General features: G+C 62.7%; 20 protein-coding genes. 11 read left to right on the plus strand and 9 right to left on the minus strand.

Going from position 1 to position 20,945, the window contains the following annotated elements; all coding sequences use genetic code 11:
• Positions 1 to 17: 17 nt before the first annotated feature.
• Positions 18 to 698: a queuosine precursor transporter gene (locus NKI69_RS30835; protein ID WP_352723198.1), complete on the plus strand. Its 681-nt coding sequence runs from the start codon at positions 18 to 20 to the stop codon at positions 696 to 698.
• A 59-nt stretch (positions 699 to 757) separates the two neighbouring features.
• The gene (locus NKI69_RS30840) at positions 758 to 1,429 is read left to right on the plus strand and encodes a spermidine synthase (RefSeq protein ID WP_352723199.1); all 672 of its coding nucleotides are present in this window, start codon (positions 758 to 760) and stop codon (positions 1,427 to 1,429) included.
• 11 nt (positions 1,430 to 1,440) lie between these two features.
• On the opposite strand, the gene NKI69_RS30845 is transcribed toward NKI69_RS30840, so the two are convergent.
• From NKI69_RS30845 to NKI69_RS30860, 4 genes are all read right to left on the minus strand, one after another.
• Positions 1,441 to 2,469, minus strand: coding sequence for an esterase-like activity of phytase family protein (locus NKI69_RS30845; RefSeq protein ID WP_352723202.1), 1,029 nt, complete (start codon positions 2,467 to 2,469; stop codon positions 1,441 to 1,443).
• A complete protein-coding gene (cobT, locus tag NKI69_RS30850; protein WP_352441752.1) occupies positions 2,466 to 4,367 on the minus strand; it encodes a cobaltochelatase subunit CobT in 1,902 nt (633 codons plus the stop codon). Before cobT ends, NKI69_RS30845 begins: the two co-directional genes overlap by 4 nt.
• Before the next feature lie 11 nt (positions 4,368 to 4,378).
• Positions 4,379 to 5,365: a cobaltochelatase subunit CobS gene (gene cobS, locus NKI69_RS30855; protein ID WP_023811073.1), complete on the minus strand. Its 987-nt coding sequence runs from the start codon at positions 5,363 to 5,365 to the stop codon at positions 4,379 to 4,381.
• 123 nt (positions 5,366 to 5,488) lie between these two features.
• Complete coding sequence (locus NKI69_RS30860) at positions 5,489 to 6,118, minus strand: J domain-containing protein (RefSeq protein ID WP_032909134.1); 630 nt, start codon at positions 6,116 to 6,118, stop codon at positions 5,489 to 5,491.
• A 181-nt stretch (positions 6,119 to 6,299) separates the two neighbouring features.
• On the opposite strand from NKI69_RS30860, the gene NKI69_RS30865 reads away from it, so the two are divergent.
• A complete protein-coding gene (locus NKI69_RS30865; RefSeq protein ID WP_352723204.1) occupies positions 6,300 to 6,602 on the plus strand; it encodes a BolA family protein in 303 nt (100 codons plus the stop codon).
• A gap of 30 nt (positions 6,603 to 6,632) precedes the next feature.
• On the opposite strand, the gene NKI69_RS30870 is transcribed toward NKI69_RS30865, so the two are convergent.
• Positions 6,633 to 8,186, minus strand: coding sequence for an acetolactate synthase large subunit (locus NKI69_RS30870; protein ID WP_352723205.1), 1,554 nt, complete (start codon positions 8,184 to 8,186; stop codon positions 6,633 to 6,635).
• Positions 8,187 to 8,286: 100 nt separating this feature from the next.
• The gene (locus NKI69_RS30875; protein ID WP_352554447.1) at positions 8,287 to 9,093 is read right to left on the minus strand and encodes an alpha/beta hydrolase; all 807 of its coding nucleotides are present in this window, start codon (positions 9,091 to 9,093) and stop codon (positions 8,287 to 8,289) included.
• A gap of 241 nt (positions 9,094 to 9,334) precedes the next feature.
• On the opposite strand from NKI69_RS30875, the gene NKI69_RS30880 reads away from it, so the two are divergent.
• Genes NKI69_RS30880 through NKI69_RS30890 form a run of 3 tightly spaced genes read left to right on the plus strand, consistent with a single transcriptional unit; the run spans position 9,335 to position 14,163 of the window.
• A complete protein-coding gene (locus NKI69_RS30880) occupies positions 9,335 to 11,284 on the plus strand; it encodes a PrkA family serine protein kinase (protein WP_352723208.1) in 1,950 nt (649 codons plus the stop codon).
• A gap of 17 nt (positions 11,285 to 11,301) precedes the next feature.
• Positions 11,302 to 12,612 (plus strand): YeaH/YhbH family protein, encoded by a 1,311-nt coding sequence (locus NKI69_RS30885; protein WP_352441756.1) that lies wholly within the window; start codon positions 11,302 to 11,304, stop codon positions 12,610 to 12,612.
• 9 nt (positions 12,613 to 12,621) lie between these two features.
• Positions 12,622 to 14,163: a SpoVR family protein gene (locus NKI69_RS30890; protein WP_023811068.1), complete on the plus strand. Its 1,542-nt coding sequence runs from the start codon at positions 12,622 to 12,624 to the stop codon at positions 14,161 to 14,163.
• A gap of 24 nt (positions 14,164 to 14,187) precedes the next feature.
• On the opposite strand, the gene NKI69_RS30895 is transcribed toward NKI69_RS30890, so the two are convergent.
• Genes NKI69_RS30895 through NKI69_RS30905 form a run of 3 tightly spaced genes read right to left on the minus strand, consistent with a single transcriptional unit; the run spans position 14,188 to position 16,828 of the window.
• Positions 14,188 to 15,084: an HlyC/CorC family transporter gene (locus NKI69_RS30895; RefSeq protein ID WP_023811067.1), complete on the minus strand. Its 897-nt coding sequence runs from the start codon at positions 15,082 to 15,084 to the stop codon at positions 14,188 to 14,190.
• The gene (gene aroB, locus NKI69_RS30900) at positions 15,081 to 16,220 is read right to left on the minus strand and encodes a 3-dehydroquinate synthase (RefSeq protein ID WP_352723209.1); all 1,140 of its coding nucleotides are present in this window, start codon (positions 16,218 to 16,220) and stop codon (positions 15,081 to 15,083) included. Before aroB ends, NKI69_RS30895 begins: the two co-directional genes overlap by 4 nt.
• Positions 16,217 to 16,828: a shikimate kinase gene (locus tag NKI69_RS30905; RefSeq protein ID WP_352554450.1), complete on the minus strand. Its 612-nt coding sequence runs from the start codon at positions 16,826 to 16,828 to the stop codon at positions 16,217 to 16,219. The genes aroB and NKI69_RS30905 overlap by 4 nt, the downstream gene beginning before the upstream one ends.
• 210 nt (positions 16,829 to 17,038) lie before the next feature.
• On the opposite strand from NKI69_RS30905, the gene NKI69_RS30910 reads away from it, so the two are divergent.
• The 5 genes from NKI69_RS30910 to NKI69_RS30930 all read left to right on the plus strand — a co-directional run bounded on the left by NKI69_RS30910 (position 17,039) and on the right by NKI69_RS30930 (position 20,942).
• A complete protein-coding gene (locus NKI69_RS30910; RefSeq protein WP_013529356.1) occupies positions 17,039 to 17,191 on the plus strand; it encodes a hypothetical protein in 153 nt (50 codons plus the stop codon).
• Between the two features lie 16 nt (positions 17,192 to 17,207).
• The gene (locus NKI69_RS30915; RefSeq protein WP_352723211.1) at positions 17,208 to 18,125 is read left to right on the plus strand and encodes a site-specific tyrosine recombinase XerD; all 918 of its coding nucleotides are present in this window, start codon (positions 17,208 to 17,210) and stop codon (positions 18,123 to 18,125) included.
• 99 nt (positions 18,126 to 18,224) lie between these two features.
• Positions 18,225 to 19,175, plus strand: coding sequence for an acetyl-CoA carboxylase carboxyltransferase subunit alpha (locus NKI69_RS30920; protein ID WP_023811063.1), 951 nt, complete (start codon positions 18,225 to 18,227; stop codon positions 19,173 to 19,175).
• Between the two features lie 217 nt (positions 19,176 to 19,392).
• Positions 19,393 to 20,691, plus strand: a complete 1,299-nt coding sequence (locus tag NKI69_RS30925; RefSeq protein ID WP_127295953.1) for a L,D-transpeptidase family protein — start codon at positions 19,393 to 19,395, stop codon at positions 20,689 to 20,691.
• 8 nt (positions 20,692 to 20,699) lie between these two features.
• Positions 20,700 to 20,942: a sulfurtransferase TusA family protein gene (locus NKI69_RS30930; RefSeq protein WP_023811061.1), complete on the plus strand. Its 243-nt coding sequence runs from the start codon at positions 20,700 to 20,702 to the stop codon at positions 20,940 to 20,942.
• Positions 20,943 to 20,945: the final 3 nt, after the last annotated feature.

Genomic DNA, 20,945 nt, shown 5'->3' on the forward strand with positions numbered 1-20,945 from the left:
TTACCCAGGATAAAAAAATGACTTCCTTCTCACGGTATTTGCCATTCGTGGCCGCCATGGCGCTCGTCGTCGTGGCATCGAACATTCTCGTGCAATTCCCGATGCAGGGCCAGATCGGCGGCCTCTCGCTGGCCGACGTGCTGACCTGGGGCGCCTTCACCTATCCTTTCTCGTTCCTGGTCACCGACCTTGCCAACCGCCGCTACGGACCCACTGTGGCGCGCCGGATCGTCTTTGTCGGCTTCATGACGGCGGTGATCTGCTCGATCCTTGTACCGCCCTTCCTGTTCCGCCATGGCCTGATCGAATTCGAGACCGCCGCCGACCGGCTGGTGCGTATCGCGGCCGCGTCCGGAGCGGCGTTCCTCAGCGCGCAACTGCTCGATGTCACCGTGTTCAACCGGCTGCGCCAGCAGAGCTGGTGGCGCGCGCCGATCATCGGCACGCTGGTCGGGTCGGTGTTCGACACCGCCGTGTTCTTCACCGTCGCGTTCTCGGCCGCCTTCGCCTTCGCTGGTCCCAACGACGGCTTTGCGTTGGAAAACGCACCCTTGATGGGCATCTTCCATGTCGACGCGATGCGTTGGATCTCCTGGGCGCTGGGCGACCTCAGCGTGAAGCTGATCATCGCCGTGGTGGCGTTGATCCCCTACCGTCTGCTCGCGGCCCGCTGGAGCCAGCCGGCGGTTGCGGCTTAAACCATGATCCCGAAAAGTGGGACCCGGTTTTCGGAAAAGATCATGGTCGGACAAAGATCATGATCCCGTGGGTCCAGCTCGATTCGGCCAAGATCCCGGATGGCGCACAAGAACTTCGCCTCAAGCGGCGCGGCACCGAATTCTCGATCATGCTGGGCACCAACGAACTGATGAACAGCCGGCTCAGCGGTTCCGAGGAAGCGCTGGCAAAACTGTCCTGCGAGCGGATTGCCGGCCATAGCCGGCCCACAATCCTGATCGGTGGGCTTGGCATGGGTTTTACCTTGCGCGCCGCACTCACAGAATTGGCCAATGATGCCGGAATAGTCGTCGCCGAACTGGTGCCCGCCGTCGTCGCCTGGGCACGTGGCCCGATGGCCGAAATCTTTGACGGCTGTCTCGACGATCCTCGCGTCACCATCCAGGAAACCGATGTCGGGCGGTTGATCCGGTCGCGGCCCGCGGCCTGGGACGCCATTCTGCTCGATGTCGACAACGGCCCGGAAGGCATCGTCCACAAATCCAACGACGCACTTTACAGCGTGCAAGGCCTCGCAGCCGCACGCAGCGCCCTGAAACCCGGCGGCGTGCTGGCAGTGTGGTCGCAAGGCCCCGACATCGGCTTCACGCGGCGGCTGAAGCAGGCAGGCTTCGGGGTCGAAGAGGTCAGTACGCGCGCCAACGGCAAGCGTGGCGCCCGCCATGTCATCTGGATCGCCACCAAGACGTAAAGCCGGCGGGCTCAATCCTGGTGGAGAATGAATTCCAGATAGAGGTTGCGCTGCAGGATCGAGTGGTTGTCGTCGGAGATCAGCGACACCATCAGCGCGCCGTCGCCGCGGGTCCAGACGTCGAGCCCTTCCATATTGTCAATCTGGTAGCCCATGTCGGCCTCCAGCAGCACCGGCCCGTCGGCGACCGCGCCCTTCTCGACGCTTTCGCCATAGATGCGCCGCAGCCGCATCTTGACGCCGCTGGCCATCGAGAAACTGCGCTCCAGAAGCAACAGATCGCCATCCGGCAGGAAGGCCCCGTCGGTGATGTCGAAATCGCCATTGCGTTTGACGGTGAAGATGCCCTTGTGCGGTCCTTCGATGATGGCGGCATAGATGTTGCCGGCCTTGTCCAGGCTCTTCTCGGAGACCACGACTAGGCCGCCCTCATGCTGGCCGTTGGCATTGGCGTGGGTGACGGTCTCGAAGCCGCGATTCTGACGCAGCTCGCGGGCCGGAACGGCGAAATCCAGCGGCTTGAAGGGTGCCTTCATGTCGTTGGAGTCGATCTTGAACTGGGCGACGCGGTGGCTGCGCTCGAAGCCGACGGTGGCGATGCCGTCCTTGACCGCCAGACCTTCCGCATCGACCTCCCATTTCCTGTCGATCGGCCGGCCGGTCTGGTCGACCATCTGCTGCATGCGGAAATTCTGGATGCCGGAGGGTCGCTTTTCCGCGTCGCGGACCACCGTGCCGAAGAACCAGAAGCCGGTGTCGGCAACGCCGATGAAGTCACCGCCGGCTTTCAGGAAGCGGAAGGCCGACAGCGCGCCGAAATCGCGTGTCGGCGAGGTCATCTCCAGCCCGCCGACGAATTCGAACGGGCCGAACTGCTTGCCGGCACGGCCAATGTGGAATTCGGTGATCGGGCGGGCCGAGATTTCGACCGGTTCGACAGAACTAGAGTCGGCCGAACCGGCTGCCGCCGAAGCCACGCCGGAAAGCAGGGCGACGGCGGCGAAAAGCGTCTGCTGAAAGCCGCCGCGCCTGGAAATCATCCGGCGCGCCGCATACCACCGCCGCGTCGCGTATCCTTCGCGCTTTCCTCGGCGAACAGCGAAGCCAGCTGCTCGGTCATGGCGCCGGCCAGTTCCTCGGCATCGACGATGGTGACAGCCCGGCGGTAGTAGCGCGTGACGTCGTGGCCGATGCCGATGGCCAGCAGTTCCACCGGCGAACGCGTCTCGATCAGCTCGATGACGGCGCGCAGATGGCGCTCGAGATAATTGCCCGGATTGACCGACAGCGTCGAATCGTCGACCGGCGCCCCGTCCGAGATCATCATCAGGATCTTGCGCTGCTCGGGCCGGGCGATCAGCCGGTTGTGCGCCCACAGCAGCGCCTCGCCGTCGATATTTTCCTTGAGCAGGCCTTCGCGCATCATTAGGCCGAGATTGCGCCGTGCCCGCCGCCACGGATGGTCGGCGGACTTGTAGATGATGTGGCGCAGATCGTTGAGCCGGCCGGGATTCGGCGGCTTGCCGTCCTTCAGCCATTTCTCGCGCGCCTGCCCGCCCTTCCACGCCCGTGTGGTGAAGCCAAGGATCTCGACCGAGACGCCGCAACGCTCCAGCGTGCGCGCCAAGATGTCGGCGCAGGTTGCCGCGACCGTGATCGGCCGGCCGCGCATCGAGCCGGAATTGTCGAGCACCAGCGTCACCACCGTGTCGCGGAATTTGGTGTCGCGCTCCTGCTTGAACGACAGTGGCTGCATCGGGTCGATGACGACCCGCACCAGCCTTGCCGGGTCGAGGTAACCCTCTTCAAGGTCGAAATCCCAGGAGCGGTTCTGTTGTGCCATCAGGCGACGCTGCAGCCGGTTGGCCAACCGCCCGACGACGCCGGACAGATTGGCCAGCTGCTTGTCGAGGAAGGCGCGCAGCCGGTCGAGCTCTTCTTCTTCGCACAGCTCCTCGGCCCCGACCGTCTCGTCGAAAGCCGTGGTGAAGACCTTGTAGTCGATTTCCTTCGGCAGATTGGTGAAGGGATTGTCGTTGCGGCGCGCCTCGCCGGGCGTTTCGGCATCGGCGTCGTCATCGTCGGACAGGTCGTCCGCGGTGGCGTCGGAGGCTTCGGTCTCGGCCGACTGTTCGTCATCGGCCGAAGCTTCGGCGTCCTCGGACTGCGACTGCTCGGAGCCGGAATCCTCTTCGCCGCCCTCCTCGCTCTGCTCCTCGCCTTGCGGCTGGTTGTCGTCATTGTCCTCGGAATCTTCCGTCTCCTGGTCGTCGCCGAGCTCCTCGGCCATTTCCATGGAGGCGAGCATCTCGCGCACGACCCGGGCGAACGCCTGCTGGTCGCCGAGCTTGGCCGACAACCCGTCGAGATCGGCCTTGGCCTTTTCCTCGACCCAAGGGCGCCAGAGTTCGACCAGCCGCTCGCCGCTTTTCGGGATCGGACGGCCGGTGAGCTTCTCGCGCACCATCAGGGCGAGTGCTTCCTCGATCGGCGCGTCGGCCTTGTCCTTGACGTCGACGAGATTGGCCTTGGCGTATTTGTCCTCCAGCATCGAGCCGATATTGTCGGCGACGCCTTGCATGGCGCGTGAGCCTATCGCCTCGACGCGAGCCTGTTCGACCGCGTCATAGATGGCGCGGGCCGCCTTGCCTTCCGGCGCCAGCTTGGTGTGGATGCGCACATCGTGGCAGGCGCGCTTCAGCGCCATGGAATCGCCGAGGCCGCGGGTGATCGCGATATCGGTCTTCGACGCCTTCTTCGGCAATTCTGGCAGACGCGCACGGCTGCCGGCGAGCGCCGGCCGGTCCTTGGCGAAGCCGACCTCCAGCTCCTTGTCGCCGGCAATGGCCCGCATGCAGACGGTGACGGCGCGCTTGAAGCTGTCGGCTTCAGACCCCGTCTTCGACTTGTTGCGCGTGTTGTCGCCCGGACCCGCCATCGAGACTCTGCTTAGCCCAGCACCACGTTGGCGGCGCTCTCGGGCAGATCCTCGCCAAAGGCGCGCTGGTAGAACTCGGCCACCACCGAGCGTTCCAGTTCATCGCACTTGTTGAGGAAGGTCAGCCGGAACGCCATGCCGATATTGCCGAATATCTCGGCATTCTCGGCCCAGGTGATCACGGTGCGCGGGCTCATCACGGTCGACAGATCGCCGTTGATGAAGGCCGAACGCGTCATGTCGGCGACGCGCACCATCTTGTTGACGATGTCCTTGCCCTTGCTGTCGCGATAGTGCTTGGCCTTGGCCAGCACGATGGCGACTTCGTTGTCGTGCGGCAAATAGTTCAGCGTGGTGACGATCGACCAGCGGTCCATCTGCGCCTGGTTGATCTGCTGGGTGCCGTGATAGAGGCCAGTGGTGTCGCCGAGGCCGACCGTGTTGGCGGTCGAGAACAACCGGAAGGCCGGATGCGGGCGGATGACCCGGCTCTGGTCGAGCAGCGTCAGCCGGCCCGACGATTCCAGCACGCGCTGGATGACGAACATCACATCCGGACGGCCGGCGTCGTACTCGTCGAAGCACAGCGCGACATTGTGCTGGTAGGCCCAGGGCAGGATGCCGTCGCGGAATTCGGTGATCTGCAGGCCGTCCTTGACCACGATCGCGTCCTTGCCGACGAGATCGATACGGCTGACATGGCTGTCGAGGTTGACGCGCACGCAAGGCCAGTTAAGGCGGGCGGCAACCTGTTCGATATGGGTCGACTTGCCGGTGCCGTGATAGCCCGACACCATGACGCGGCGGTTGTAGGCAAAGCCCGCAAGGATCGCCATCGTCGTGTTCTTGTCGAAGAGATAGTCCGGGTCGATGTCGGGGACATGCTCCGATGTCACCGAATAGGCCGGCACCACCATCTTGGACTCGAAGCCGAATTTCTCCTTCACCGACACCGTCGTGTCGGGCAGGTTGGCGATGTCACGATCGACCTTGTTCATATCTCTCAACGTCTCCACGGGCGAAACGTCTGATTTCGCCGGCAATCGATTTTGTCCGGGGGCGGTCTTAGAGCCTTTTCCAACCTTATGAAAGTTGGAAAACGACACGAACCGTATGGCCGCTCAGCACAGGCCCGCCTGTTTGAGCACGCGATACGCCTGCAGCACATCGCGGAACCGGTCTTCCGAACCTCTGTCGCCACCATTCGCATCCGGATGGTGCTGTTTCACCAGTTCCTTATAGCGCGCCTTGATCTCCTTGCCAGTCGCCTTTGTATCAAGGCCAAGCGTTTCCAGCGCCTTGGCCTCAAGCGGCTTGGCCTTGCGCTCGCGCGCCTCGCGCGGATCCTTCGGTCCCTTGAACAGGTCGAACGGGTCGCGCATGCGGTTATAGTAGCCGGCCCGGCCGGAACGCATCTGGGCCATATCGGGCGACGACCGCGTCGAGGCCCCGTTGGCGCCCATCTTCCAGGTCGGCCGGTGCCCGGTCATGGCTTCCTTCTGGAAGCGCGCGACCTCGGTGTCCGGCACGCCGGAAAAGTAGTTGAAGCCCTTGTTGTACTCGCGCACATGATCGAAGCAGAAATGGAAATACTCGCCCTCCTTCATGCGCCCGACCGGCGCACGATGGGTGCCCGCTTCCTTGCAGCCGTCCCACTGGCAGATCGGCGAGTGCGACTTCAGCTCCGCGTCCTTGTCGGGGCGGACGCGAATCTTCTCGAAATATTTGGGGTACGGCTTCATCTTACCCATTTATGGGGCGTTCGCAGATGCGAAACAAGAATTGACATTTTCGCGATCATCGCCCTAACCGCTGAATCGCGGCATAAAGCAGGCGAATGGCGGATTTTGTTGCACGGCGGCGGCCCCTCGCGAAACCGATTTTCGGTTTCCAGGCCGAGACGCCAGCGATATTTGGTGAAGGGAGATGGCGATGTCCATAGAGGCGACCATGGAAGACAAGCTCAATAAGGCATTTTCGCCGGACAGGCTGGTTATCATCAACGAGAGCCATCTCCATGCCGGTCACCACCATCACGGCTCCGACCACAACGGCACTTACGACGGCACCGGCGAGACGCATTTTCGCGTCCGCGTCGTCGCTTCTGCCTTTGCCGGCATGAGCCGCATCGACCGTCACCGCGCCGTCAATGAATTGCTTGCCGATGAATTGAAGGCCGGCGTGCACGCGCTGGCGATCGAACCGGCGGCTCCCGGCGAAAAGACCCGCTGGTAGCTCGGTTCCGCCTATCGTTTTTCGCCGCGCTCAGAGCACCGCTTCGATGAGGAACGGCCCGCGCCGTGACAGCGCGCTGTCCAGCAGCGCCTCGAAGCGCTCGCACGTATCGGCGCGGGCCGCCTCCACGCCCATGCCTTTGGCCAGCGACACCCAGTCGAGCGAGGGATAGTCGAGGTCGAGCATGCGCCTGGCGTTCTCGCCGATGGCGCCGACGCCGACATTCTTCATCTCGCCATGCAGGATCGCATAGGTTCGGTTGGAAAACACGATCGTCACCACGTCGAGCTTTTCCCGCGCCTGCGTCCACAATCCCTGCACCGTGTACATCCCGCTGCCATCGGCCTCGAGATTGATCACCTTGCGGTCCGGACAGGCGATTGCCGCCCCGGTCGCCATCGGGATGCCGCCGCCGATCGATCCGCCCGTGCCCATCATGTAGTCGTGCGGCGCTGCAAAGGCCGACAGCGCGAAGAAACGCCTGGCCGAGGTGACCGCTTCATCGCAAATGATCGCATCGGCCGGCAGTTTGCGCGCCACCGACAGCGCGATCGCATCTTCCGTCAGCTTGCCGCTCGGCGTTGCCTCGTCGGGAAAAGCGGCCGCGACGACCTGTCGTTTCGGCGGCTTGATGCCAAGTTCGCCGCGAAGCGCCTCCAGCGCCGCATGCAGATCTTCGCCATGGGCGGCCAGTGTCAGCACCTCGCAGCCTTCCCGAACGAGCCGTCCCGGTTTTCCCGGATAGGCGAAGAAGGCAACCGGCTCCTTCGCGCCGACCAGGATCAGAACATCGACATCCCTGAGCACAGCCATCGCCGCGTCGACCGGATAGGGGATGCGGGCCGGCGCGACACGCCCGCGCCCGCGTTGCATCCGTGCGATCAGAACCTCGCCGAACAGCCGGACGTCGCTGCCCGTCGAGATTTGCCCGGCGATGGCGAGCGCATCGGCGCGTGCGGCCTTTCCGCGAACGATCATGCCTGCCCGGCCCGGAGCGGCACGGATCGCCGCGGCGACCTTGCGCACGGCGTCCATATCGACGGCCGGCGCTGGCACCAGCTTCACCTTGCCGACCGAAACCGCGTCGACTTCGCCCCAGGCGGCATCCGCCGGCAGGATCATCGTCGCGACGCCGGGTGGTGTCAGCGAGGCGCGAAAGGCTGCTTCAGCTGCCGGCGCGATATCGGCCGGGCCCTTGACGCGGCCGACCCAGTTGGACATCGGCGCCGCAAGGCTTTCGATATCGCTGGTGAGCGGGGCATCGAGCGGCAGATGGTAAGAGGCGTGGTCGCCGACGATGTTGATCATCGGGCTGAAGGCACGCCGGGCATTGTGCATGTTGGCGAGTCCGTTGGCCAGGCCGGGACCGGTATGCAGCAGCGTCGCGGCCGGCCGATCGGTCATCCGCGCATAGCCATCGGCGGCCCCGGTCACCACCCCCTCGAACAGCCCGAGCACGCAACGCATTTTCGGCTTGCGGTCAAGTGCTGCAACGAAGTGCATTTCGGAGGTGCCGGGATTGGCGAAGCAGACCGTCACATCGTTGGCCAGAAGCACGTCACACAGGACATCGGCACCGTTCATGCAATTCCCTCCCGCTCACGATCGAAGAGCACTTGCACCCTGGCGCGCCCGCACAGCAATGTCCCGCCGCCACTTTTGATCTGATCCAGTGCCGTAAAGATCAGCCAACCGTCGATTTCAGGAATGCCAGAGCGGCCGCGGTCAGCGCGTCGCCATCCTCGCCGAAATCCCGATTGATCGACATATGCGTGTAGGCGCTGCCGTCGAACAGCGTGACCTTGGTGCCGGTCGCGCGCAGGCGCTCGGCAAAGGCCTTGGAGTCCTCGCCGCGGCCAGGGGCGCGCGAATAGGCAATGAAAGTCGGCGGGTGCCTGCGGCCGTCGACATGGCTGGCCGGCGACAGTGCCGCCCATTGCGCGGGATCGGAAAAGACGCGGGCATAGGCCCGCACCATGCCGCCCTTCTTGGCAAGTGCTGCAAGATCATAGGCCCTGGTATCGTCGAGAATGAGCGCAGCTATGCCGGGCAACCCGCCGCGCATGCCGGTCAGCGCAATCAGATGGCAGCCGGCCGAATGGCCCATGCCGACGATGCGGTTGGGATCGCCGCCATGCCGGGCGATGTTGGCCCTGATGTAGGCGTAGGCCTTTTCGACGTCACCGGCCTGGGTGGCGACATCGGCCTGCGGCAACATGCGGTAATCGATAGAGACGAAGCAGAAGCCGTTGGCGAGCAGGAAGGCCGGTTTGGCGTCGACCTGACTGCGTTTGCCAAACTGCCAGGTGCCGCCATGAACGAAAAACACGACCGGCAGGTCCATTGCACCATCGGGCGCATAGATGTCGAGCTTGGCCGGCCCGTAGTCTAAGGTTTTTGGCGTGGGTCGGCGTGTTTCCGACGCGGCCGATGCTTCCAATGGCAGCATCGCCGCCACCGAGGCCATGATCAGGCTTCGTCGATCGATCATCACTGTCTCCTGACGAGGCAAGACTGCACGCGGCGGCCCCAGCCGTCCAGTCAGGGATTCGCCACACACCCGCTACCCGCGCTGAATACCGCTCCGCACCGAGCGCCTTGATCCCGGAGTGGCCTCAAATCCTTATGATCGTAGCCACCTCTTCACATGAAGGGAACAAACGGTACCCCCCGACAGTTGAATGCGAGGTGAGCCGAATGGAAGCCACAGCGGCTCCGAGGGCAAAAGCATCATGCGAGAGAACCAGTCTGACGTCTTCGATCTGTTTTCGGAAATTTACACCAACGCGACGCAGGAAGAGATCAGCATCCAGCAATATCTCCTTGCCTGCCGCGAGGACAAGTCGATGTATGCCTCAGCGCCTGAACGGATGGTCGAGGCGATCGGCGAGCCGAACCTGGTCGACACCAGCAAGGATGAGCGGCTCGGCCGCATTTTCTCCAACCGGACCCTGAAAGTGTATCCTTCCTTTGCCGATTTCTATGGCATGGAGGACACAATCGAGCGCATCGCCGGCTATTTTCGCTATGCGTCGCAGGGGCTCGAGGAGCGCAAGCAAATCCTCTATTTGCTCGGCCCGGTGGGCGGCGGCAAATCCTCCCTTGCCGAGCGGCTGAAGAAGTTGATGGAACAGCGCCCGATCTATACGCTGAAGGTCGGCAACCAGGTCAGCCCGGTTTTCGAATCGCCGCTTGGTCTTTTCCATCCTGATCGCATGGGCGACCTGCTGGAGGAAAAATACGGCATTGCCCGACGCCGGTTGAACGGACTCATTTCGCCATGGGCGGCCAAGCGCCTCGACGAACTTTCCGGCGACATTTCCAAGTTCAGCGTCGTCAAGCTGATGCCTTCGCGACTGCGCCAGATCGGCATCGCCAAGACCGAACCCGGCGACGAGAACAATCAGGACGTTTCGGCCCTGGTTGGCAAGGTAGATATCCGGCAATTGGAAAATTTCAGCCAATCCGATCCGGACGCCTATTCCTATAGTGGCGGACTGAACCGGACCACCCAGGGCCTGCTTGAATTCGTCGAAATGTTCAAGGCGCCTATCAAGGTCCTGCATCCGCTGCTGACCGCCACCCAGGAAGGCAGCTACAACGGCACCGAAAATTTCGGCGCCTTTCCCTATCAGGGGATCATCGTGGCTCATTCCAACGAGTCGGAATGGCTGCAGTTCAAGAACAACAAGAACAATGAGGCTTTTCTCGATCGCATCCTCGTGGTCAAGGTGCCGTATTGCCTGCGGATAACCGAAGAGCGGCAGATCTACGAGAAACTGCTGCGGGAGAGCGAATTGGCCGCCAGTCCCTGCGCTCCAGAGGTGCTGGACATCCTCAGCCGGTTTACCGTCTCGACCCGGTTGGCCGAGCACGACAATTCGCCGCTCTACACCAAGATGCGCGCCTATGATGGCGAGAACCTCAAGGAAGTCGACCCCAAGGCCAAGTCGGTTCAGGAATATCGGGACGCCGCGGGCGTCGACGAGGGCATGGCCGGCGTCAGCACGCGCTTTGCCTTCAAGATCCTGTCGCAGACCTTCAACTATGACACCGAAGAGGTGGCCGCCGACCCCGTGCATCTCATGTACATCCTGGAGGAGGCAATCAAGCGCGAACAGTTTCCGAAGGAGACGGAAGCCGCCTATCTGGAGTTCATCAAGTCCGAGCTGGCCGCGCGGTATGCCGAATTCATCGGCCATGAGATCCAGAAAGCCTATCTGGAATCGTACAGCGAGTACGGCCAGAATCTTTTCGACCGCTACATCGCCTATGCCGACGCCTGGATCGAAGACCAGGACTACAAGGATCCCGACACCGGCCAGATCCTCAACCGCGAGGTTTTGGACAACGAGCTTTCGCAGGTCGAAAAACCGGCCGGCATCGCCAATCCCAAGGACTTCCGCAACGAGGTGGTGAAATTCACGCTGCGCGCCCGTGCAAGAAACCATGGCCGCAACCCGGCGTGGACAAGTTACGAAAAGCTGCGGGAAGTCATCGAGAAACGCATGTTCGGCCAGGTCGAGGACCTCCTGCCGGTGATCAGTTTCGGCTCCAAGCAGGACAGCGTCACGGAAAAGCGGCACAATGAATTCGTGCAGCGGATGGTCGAGCGCGGCTACACCGAGCGGCAGGTTCGTCGCCTTGTGGACTGGTACATGCGGGTGAACAGGGCGGGTTAGAGAACCCGGATGGTTCCATGCCGATCTTCATCGACCGCCGCCTGAACCCGAAAGACAAGAGTCTCGGCAATCGCCAGCGCTTCCTCCGACGCGCGCGCGAGGAATTGAAGCGGAGCATACGCGACCAGATCCGCACCGGCAGGATTGCCGACGCGGATTCCGAGCACGCCGTGCGCATGCCCGAAAGAGGCACAAGCGAGCCGAGCTTCAACAACGCCGGCGACACCGGCAGGCGTCAGCACATCTTGCCGGGCAACAGGCATTTCTCCGCCGGAGACCTGATCCCCAAGCCCGGCGGAGGCGGCGGGGGAGCATCGTCCCCGGGAAACAAGGCATCAGAGGACGACTTTCGTTTCGTACTGTCGCGCGAGGAAGTGCTCGATCTGTTCTTCGAGGATCTCGAGCTCCCGGACATGGTCAAGCTCAACCTCAAGGAGATCCTTGCCTTCAAGCCGCGCAGAGCCGGCTTCGCCGCCACCGGTTCGCCGACCAACATCAATGTCGGCCGCACGATGCGCAACAGCCACGGCCGCCGCATTGCGCTGAGGCGCCCCAAGCAGGTCGAACTGGATGTCCTCCTCGAGGAAATCGCCTCGCTCGAGTCGGCGCCATCCAGCGTCGACGCGCGCCAGCGTATCGCGGCATTGCGCGAAGAGCTTGACCGGCTGGAACGACGCCGCCGCCGGATTGCCTATGTCGATCCGGTCGACATCCGCTTCAACCGCTTCGATTCCCGGCCGGTGCCGAACGCCAATGCCGTCATGTTCTGTCTGATGGACGTGTCCGGGTCCATGGGCGAGCGCGAGAAGGATCTGGCCAAGCGTTTCTTCGTGCTGCTGCACCTGTTCTTGAAACGACGCTACGACCGCATCGAGATTGTCTTCATCCGCCACACGCACCTGGCTCAGGAGGTCGACGAGGAGACATTTTTCTACAACACCCAAAGCGGCGGCACCGTCGTTTCCACCGCGCTGGAGGAAATGCACCGTATTATCGCCAGCCGTTACCCGGCCCACGACTGGAACATCTATGCCGCCCAGGCCTCGGACGGCGACAATTTCGCCGGCGATTCAGAGCGATGCATTTCGCTGCTCAACGGCGAACTCATGCGGCTGTGCCAATATTTTGCCTATGTCGAGATCATCGACGAGCGTGAAGCCCATATTTTCGGCTCGACCGAAAACGGGACGTCGCTGTGGCGTGCCTATAACGCCATCGACCAGAAGTGGCCGAACTTCCAGATGAGCCGCATCGCCACACCCGCCGATATCTACCCGGTCTTTCGCCAGCTCTTCGGCAGGCAGCCGGCCTCCCTCAAGAGAGCGTGAGGGTTCCCGATGGCCAGACAAGCGAGCAAATCCAGTCTGCTTTTCTCAGGGTCAGACTGGGATTTCAAAACATTGTCGCGGGCCTATGACGCGATCGAGGCACTTGCGGTCGAAGAGCTTCATCTGGACACCTATCCCGTTCAGATGGAGATCATCTCGTCGCAACAAATGCTCGACGCCTATTCGTCCATCGGCATGCCATTGATGTACCGTCACTGGTCTTTCGGCAAACATTTCCTCCACCAGGATCTGCTCTATCGCAAAGGCGGGCGAGGGCTTGCCTATGAACTGGTCATCAATTCCAATCCCTGCATCGTCTATCTGATGGAGGAAAACACCATGGCCCTGCAGGCCTTGGTGACGGCCCATGCAGCGCTCGGGCACAATCATTTCTTCAAGAACAATCAGCTGTTCAAACAGTGGACGGATGCGGGTGCGATCCTCGGCTACCTGGACTTCGCCAAGGGCTACATAGTCCGTTGCGAGGAGCGGCACGGCCTCGCCGCCGTCGAGGCTGTTCTCGATTCCGCTCACGCGCTGATGGATCAGGGCGTGTTTCGCTATCACCGGCCGCCGAGGCTGTCGTCCGAACGGCAACGCGAAGGAATTCGCGAGCGTCTCGAATACGAGGAGCGCTCCTACAACGACTTGTGGCGTACGCTGCCGCCTTCCCAGCAAGCGACCAACGAAAAGGGCCAGGACCCGGAGCGGAAGAAATCGCTCAACCTGCCTGAGGAAAACCTGCTCTATTTCCTGGAAAAGAACAGCCCGGTCCTGGAGCCCTGGCAGCGTGAGATCATCAGGATCGTCCGCGTCATCGCGCAATATTTTTACCCGCAACGGCAAACACAGGTGATGAACGAAGGCTGTGCCACTTTCGTGCACTATACGCTGATGAACATGCTGTTCGACCGCGGCCAGATCAGCGAAGGCGCCATGCTCGAAATCCTGCGCAATCATTCCAACGTGGTCTTTCAGCCGGCCTTCGACGATCCGCGCTTTTCAGGCATCAACCCCTATGCTCTCGGCCTCGACATGATGCAGGACATTCAGCGCATCTCGACCAAACCCACGGCCGAGGACCGCGATTGGTTTCCCGACATCGCCGGCCAGGGCAACTGGCGCGAGGTCCTGCTTGACGCATGGGCCGATCATCGCGACGAATCGTTTATCCGCCAGTACCTCAGTCCGGCCATGATCCGGAAATGGCGGTTTTTTGTGCTCGGCGACGCTGCCGACCAACCGCATTGTCAGGTCACCTCGATCCACGACGAGCGCGGCTACCGCAAGATACGCGACGCGCTCGCCAACAGTTACGATCTCGGCGCGAACCGGCCGGACATTCAGGTGGTGGATGTCGATCTGCTCGGCGACCGCCATTTGCGGCTGCAGCACAAGGTCAATGACGGCATCCTTCTCGAGGATGCCAGCCGCGACGCCACGCTTCGTCACATTCGCAGGCTTTGGGGCTATGAAGTCAGCTTGGCGGCCATAGATGCCGAGACCGGCGCGACGATCCACGAACGCTCGACCAGCCAGATCGCCGGATGACGTGCCCCGGCCTCCCTGCGCGTATCAGGTGTCGCCGGCTGGCCTGATCCTCAGCCTTGCGATCCGGTTCTTGTCGCGTTTCATGACGACGAAGCGCTTGCCGTGGAACGTAAAAGCCTGCTTCTCCTCGGGGATCGATTGCGTCTCGTGGATGACGAGGCCGGCAATGGTGGTGGCCTCCTCATCCGGCAGGTTCCAGTCGAGAGCCCGGTTGAGGTCACGGATGGGCACCGTACCGTCGACGACGACGGAGCCGTCGGCCTCCTGCTTGACGCCCTGTATGTCGACATCATGCTCGTCGGCGATCTCGCCGACGATCTCCTCGATAATGTCCTCCAGCGTCACCAGCCCTTCGACCTCGCCATATTCGTCGACCACGACGGCGAAATGCGCCTTGCGGCGAAGGAAGGCGTTGAGCTGTTCCTGCAAGGTCGTGGTGTCGGGCACGAACCAGGGTTTCGAGGCGATCTTCATCACGTCGATCCGGGAGAAATCGTTGCCGACTTCGTTCAAGGCGCGCAGCAGATCCTTTGCATGCAGCACGCCGACGATGTTGTCGAGCGAGCCTTTCCACAGCGGCATGCGGGTGTGCGGGCTTTGCAAAATCTCGCGCACCACCGCTTCCGGCGCATTGTCCGCATTGACCGAGCGCATGTTGGTGCGGTGGACCATGACGTCGGAGACTTCCAGCTCGGCGAGATCGAACAGCCCGCCGACGCGGTCGCGATCCTCGCGCACCACTTGGCCGTCGCGGCGGAAATCGTCGACCGCACCGCGCAATTCGTCCTGGCTGGAACGCTGCGGCTCGATGCGCGAAAGCTCGTATCCGAACATGGCAAGCAGGCGCGTGCGCACGGCAACGAGCAGCGCGATGAGGATGGCAAGGACGGCAACGACGATCCAGCCGGGCTCGTTGGTCATCTCGGCCGCATCTTCTGCTGGTCAGGATGGTTTTCTGTCAGAAACGACAGCACTTCCGATGCCGGAACATCTTTGGCAATGAAAGCCTGGCCGATGCCGCGCGTCAGGATGAAGGTCAGCGCGCCGCGTGACACCTTCTTGTCCTGGGTGATGAAGGCCAGCAGAGCCTCGGCGTCAGGCAATTCGCCCGGGATGTCGGCTATCCGCCAAGGCAGGCCGACGGCGCGCAGATGCGACTCGACGCGCGCGGCATCGTCGGGGCTGGCCAGATTGAGCCGTGACGAGAACCGGTAGGCCAGCGCCATGCCGATTGCGACGCCTTCGCCATGGACGAGGCGGCTTCCGTCATATTGGGTGGCGGCTTCCAGCGCGTGGCCGAATGTGTGGCCGAGATTGAGCAACGCGCGGTCGCCGGTCTCGAATTCGTCGCGCGCAACCACGTCCGCCTTGGCGCGGCAGGCTTCGGCAATCGCCTGCGTCCTCTCCGGCCCGCCGGCGAACACCTTTGCCCAGTTCTCTTCCAGCCAGGCGAAAAATTCCGGCCGGTTGATGAGCCCGTATTTGGCGAGTTCGGCATAGCCGGCGCGGAATTCGCGGATCGGCAGCGTGTCGAGCACCCCGGTGTCGGCCAACACCAGTTTCGGCTGATGGAAGACGCCGACAAGGTTCTTGCCGCGTGGGCTGTTGATGCCGGTCTTGCCGCCGACCGAGGAATCGACCTGAGCCAGCAGCGAGGTCGGGATCTGCACGAAATTCATCCCGCGCCGCACAATGCCGGCGGCAAAGCCGGCAAGGTCGCCAATAACGCCGCCGCCGAAGGCGATGACGATGTCGCCGCGCTCCAGTTTCGCAGCCAGCACACCGTCGACCACCTCTTCGAGATGAGCAAAACTCTTGGTCTTCTCGCCGGGCGGCAACGTGATCACGGCGGTCTGGATGCCGCCCGTTTCGAGGCTGGCCTGAAGGGCAGCGAGATGCGCTGCCGCGACATTGGCGTCGGTGACGACCGCGGCGCGCGTGCCCGGCAGCCGGCGCGCAATCTCCGCGCCCGCGCGGGCCAACAACCCCGAGCCGATCAGAATGTCATAGGTCCGATCGCCAAGGCCTACTTCGACGACAACGGGTGCGATGCTCACGATTCCACCTCGCCCGCCGCCGTCGTCTCATCGATGCCGAAATGCCGGCACAGCGCGTCCACCACCTCGGTCGCGATGACTTCCTTGCGGTCGTCGCGGGTCGGCACGGTGACGTCCGATGTCGCGTAGATCGGATAGCGCTCGCCCATCAGTCGCTCCAGCACGGCGCGCGGGTCGGCGCTTTTCAGGAGCGGCCGGTTCTGCTTCTTGGAGACGCGGTCCATCAGAAGGTCGAGCTCGGCCTTCAGCCATACCGACACGCCGTGCGCTGCAATCGCCTCGCGCGTCTGCGCGTTCATGAAGGCGCCGCCGCCGGTCGACAGCACCTGCGGGCCGTTTTCCAGCACGCGCAGGATGACGCGTTGCTCCAGCGCCCGGAATTCGGTCTCGCCATAGCGCTCGAAAAGTTCCGGAACGGTCATGCGCGAGACGCTTTCGATCTCCTGGTCGCTGTCGATGAAGGGCAGCGCCAGCATCGTCGCCACCTTGCGGCCAATCGCCGTCTTGCCGGCGCCCATCAGTCCGACGAAGACGACGGAACGGCTGCCCAGCCGGCCAAGCAACGCGGCGTGGGTCTCGTCTGGAGGATTTGCTGGCAGCGCGTTCATTGGATTGTTCGAAGGCCCTCTTTGCCGGCGTATCGACATGAAAAGCCCGTTTGCGTCAAGCGTGGCAAGTGCCTTGAACCCGATATGGACCGGCAGGGTCTGCATGAGAAGTTGCTAACAGGCCCCAGCTTCTTCCTTGAATTGGCCGGATTGGCGTCCCATAAGGGGACAGGGTTTGGAAATGCAGAACAAGAAGACGGGCGAAAATTGATGCCGACACTGTTTCGCTTTGTCGTGGTAACAGCGATTCTGGCTGGCATTGCCTATGGTACGATGTTCGCACTGGTGATGTTCGTCGAGCCAAAGAAGGGGGAAATGAGCGTGCGCATCCCTCCGGAAAAGCTGAACCCCAAGAAAAGCTGAACCCGAAGAAAATTGAATGAACAGCGCCGCCCGCATCGAAGCCTTTCTGGAAATGATGAGCGCCGAGCGGGGCGCGGCCGAAAACACGCTTTCCTCCTACCGCCGCGACCTCGAGGACGCTTCTGGCGCGATCGATGGCGGGCTGGCCGGTGCCGCCGCCGCCGATATCCGCGCCTATCTCGACGACATTGCCGCCCGCGGCTTTGCAGCCACCTCGCAGGCGCGCAAACTGTCGGCGATCCGCCAGTTCTTCAAATTCCTCTACGCCGAAGGCCTGCGCGGCGATGACCCGACCGGCACGCTGGACAGTCCGAGAAAGGGCCGCCCGCTGCCCAAGACGATGAGCGAGGCCGACACCGGCCGGCTGATCGACCGTGCGGCGCTTGAGGCCGGCGGTGTCTCGTCGGGCGATGGGGACAGTCTGGCGTCACTGCGCCTGCATGCGCTGGTCGAGGTGCTTTACGCCACCGGCCTGCGCGTTTCGGAGCTGGTCGGCCTGCCGGTGACGGTGGCGCAGCGCGACGACCGTTTCTTCATGGTGCGCGGCAAGGGCGACAAGGAGCGCATGGTGCCGCTCTCCGCCAAGGCGCGCACGGCGATGAAGACCTGGCTTGCCGCCCGCGCCAGGGTGCCCGCCTTTGCCGACAGTCCGTTCCTGTTTCCGGCCGCCTCCGACAGCGGCTATCTCTCGCGCCAGGTCTTCGCGCGTGACCTGAAGGGGCTGGCGGCAAGGGCCGGCATCGCCTCGGCGAAGATCTCGCCGCATGTACTGCGCCATGCTTTCGCCAGCCATCTCCTGCAGAACGGCGCCGATCTCAGGGTCGTGCAGCAATTGCTTGGCCATGCCGACATATCGACGACACAGATTTACACCCATGTGCTGGAAGAGCGGCTGGTGCGGCTGGTCAACGATCATCATCCGCTTGCCGACTAGGCCTCATATCGCTATGTGAGGACGACATTTCACCGCCCGGAGCCTTGGATTCAAGGGTTCCGTCAGCCATTGCCTTCCGACGTATCGGTCCGCTCACGCATGTACAACTACCTCGATTTCGAAAAGCCGGTGCAGGACCTCGAGGGCAAGATCCTCGAGCTGAAGAAGCTTGCCGAGAACGGCGAGGCGGTCGATGTCGGCGACGAGATCAGCCGTCTCGAGAAGCGCTCCCGCGACGCGCTGCGCGACGCCTACAAGGCGCTGACGCCGTGGCAGAAGGTGCAGGTGGCGCGCCATCCCGACAGGCCGCATTGCGTCGACTATATCAAGGGCCTGTTCACCGATTTCACGCCGCTGGCCGGCGACCGCAATTTCGGTGAGGACCAGGCGATCGTCGGCGGTTTCGCCCGTTTCCGCGGCGAACCCATTGCCATCATCGGCCAGGAAAAAGGTTCCGACACAGCCAGCCGCCTGAAGCACAATTTCGGATCGGTTCGCCCGGAGGGCTACCGCAAGGCGGTACGGCTGATGGAACTGGCCGACCGCTTCAAGATCCCGCTGCTGACGCTGGTCGACACGGCTGGCGCCTATCCCGGTGTCAACGCTGAAGAGCGCGGCCAGGCGGAGGCTATCGCCCGTTCAACCTCGACCTGCCTCGGCCTGAAAGTACCGTCGATCTCGGTGGTTATCGGCGAAGGTGGTTCGGGCGGAGCCATTGCCATCGCCACCGCCAACCGCGTCTACATGCTCGAACACGCCATCTATTCGGTGATTTCGCCGGAAGGCGCCGCCTCTATCCTGTGGCGCGACACGACGCGATCGAAGGATGCGGCAACCAACATGAAGATCACCGCGCAGGACCTTCTGGAGCTGAAGATCATCGACGCCATTATCCCCGAGCCGCTCGGCGGCGCGCATCGCGGCGCCGAAACCGTGATCGGCGCGACCGGAGACCTCATCGCCAGGACGATGAAGGACTTTGCCGGCGCCAACACCGATTTCCGCGAGCAGCGCCGCGAAAAATACCTGGCCATGGGCCGCAGTCTCTGACCGCATGCAGCCTTGGCGGCCACAATGTGGCGGAGCGGAGCATTTTTGCCACAAAAATGCCGCTGCATTCGGCTCAATGAGACTGCCGCAGGGGGATGCGTCGGCACTTGCGGTAAGGAATTTGTTAGGGTTAACGGGCTTAGGGTCCGTCGATGCGCAGTGCAGCAGCCGGGGCAGGAAACGTCCTGGCGCCAGAGAAAAGACGATATCCGCAGCCATGTTTATCAAGCTTGCCCGCACCGGAATCCTGATCGCCGCCCTCGGCGTTGCCGGCTGCAACAATTCGTCGATGAAGGATTTCGCGCCGGAGGCCAACAAGCCGCTGCCCGACAAGATCCTCGCCGACATGAGAGCCAAGGGCATGGTCCGCACCTCGTCGGTGATGGCTCGTATCTTCAAGGAAGAAGGCAAGCTCGAGATCTGGAAGGCCAAGACCAACGGCCGCTACGACATGGTCGCCAGCTACGACATCTGCAAATGGTCGGGCAAGCTCGGGCCGAAATACACAGAAGGCGACCGCCAGGCGCCGGAAGGCTTCTACACGGTGCGCCCGGCGCAGATGAATCCGCGCTCGAACTACCATTTGTCCTTCAACATCGGCTATCCCAACGCCTATGACCGCGCCAATGGCCGTACCGGCTCCAATTTGATGGTGCACGGCGCCTGTTCGTCGTCGGGCTGCTATTCGATGACCGATGCGCAGATCGAGCAGATCTATGCCTTCGGCCGCGATGCTTTCCAGGGCGGCCAGACCGAGTTCCAGATCCAGGCGTTTCCGTTCCGCATGACTGCCGCCAACATGGCGCGCTACCGCAACGACCCCAATTACGACTTCTGGAAGATGCTGAAGGTCGGCTACGACAATTTCGAGATCACCAAGGTGCCGCCGAAGGTCGATGTCTGCGAGAAGCGTTATGTCTTCAACCAGGTTGCCGCCGACGGTCAGACATTCGACCCGACCGGCGCTTGCCCGGCGACGACGCAGCCTGATTCGCTGAAGAGCGCCTACAATTCCTACATGAGCACCTACGACGCGGCATTCAGCGGCGCGGTCAAGGCCAGCGTGCCGGCGCCCAAGCCGACCATCGCCGGTATCAAGGAAGCCAGCATCGTCTCCGACTGGTCCAAGCGCCGCGCACGCGGCGAACGCGTGCCGATCGATCCGCCGTCGCTCAACAATGACGGCTCGGTCACCGAGACGGCACGCATGGGCCGCATCGATTCGCCCGCTGGCCGCAAGATGGCGGCCCTCGACGCCGAAAAGGCGGCCAAGCAGAAGGCCGAGGAGCAGAGGCTGGCCGCCATAGAGGCGGCCAAGCAAGCCAAGGAAGCCGCCAAGGCTCAGGCTCTGGCCGAAAAGGAGGCCGAAAAGGCCGCCAAGGAAGCCCCTGTCGCCACCGCGACCATCGCGGCCCCTTCGGAAGCGGCACCGATGGCTGAGACGCAAGCGGCGAGTGCCGACGAGAGCCGCGTGACGAAGCTGAAGAACAAGCTGCTCGGCATGTTCGGCGGTTGATTTCGCCCGTGGATGATCGCGCCGCTATTTATGACCTCAAGGGGCTGAACTGCCCCTTGCCCGTGCTCAAGGCCAAGAAGCGCTTGGCCGGGATGCAACCGGGCAGCCGGCTGTGGCTCGAAACCACGGACCCGCTCGCCGTCATCGACATTCCGGCATTCTGTTCGGAGAGCGGCCACCAGTTGATTGAAACGGCGGCGGTCTCCGGCGGCCATCGCTTTCTGATCGAGCGCGGCGAACAGCAATCGTAGAGT

The organism is Mesorhizobium sp. M0491, from assembly GCF_040321265.1.
Classification (GTDB): domain Bacteria; phylum Pseudomonadota; class Alphaproteobacteria; order Rhizobiales; family Rhizobiaceae; genus Mesorhizobium.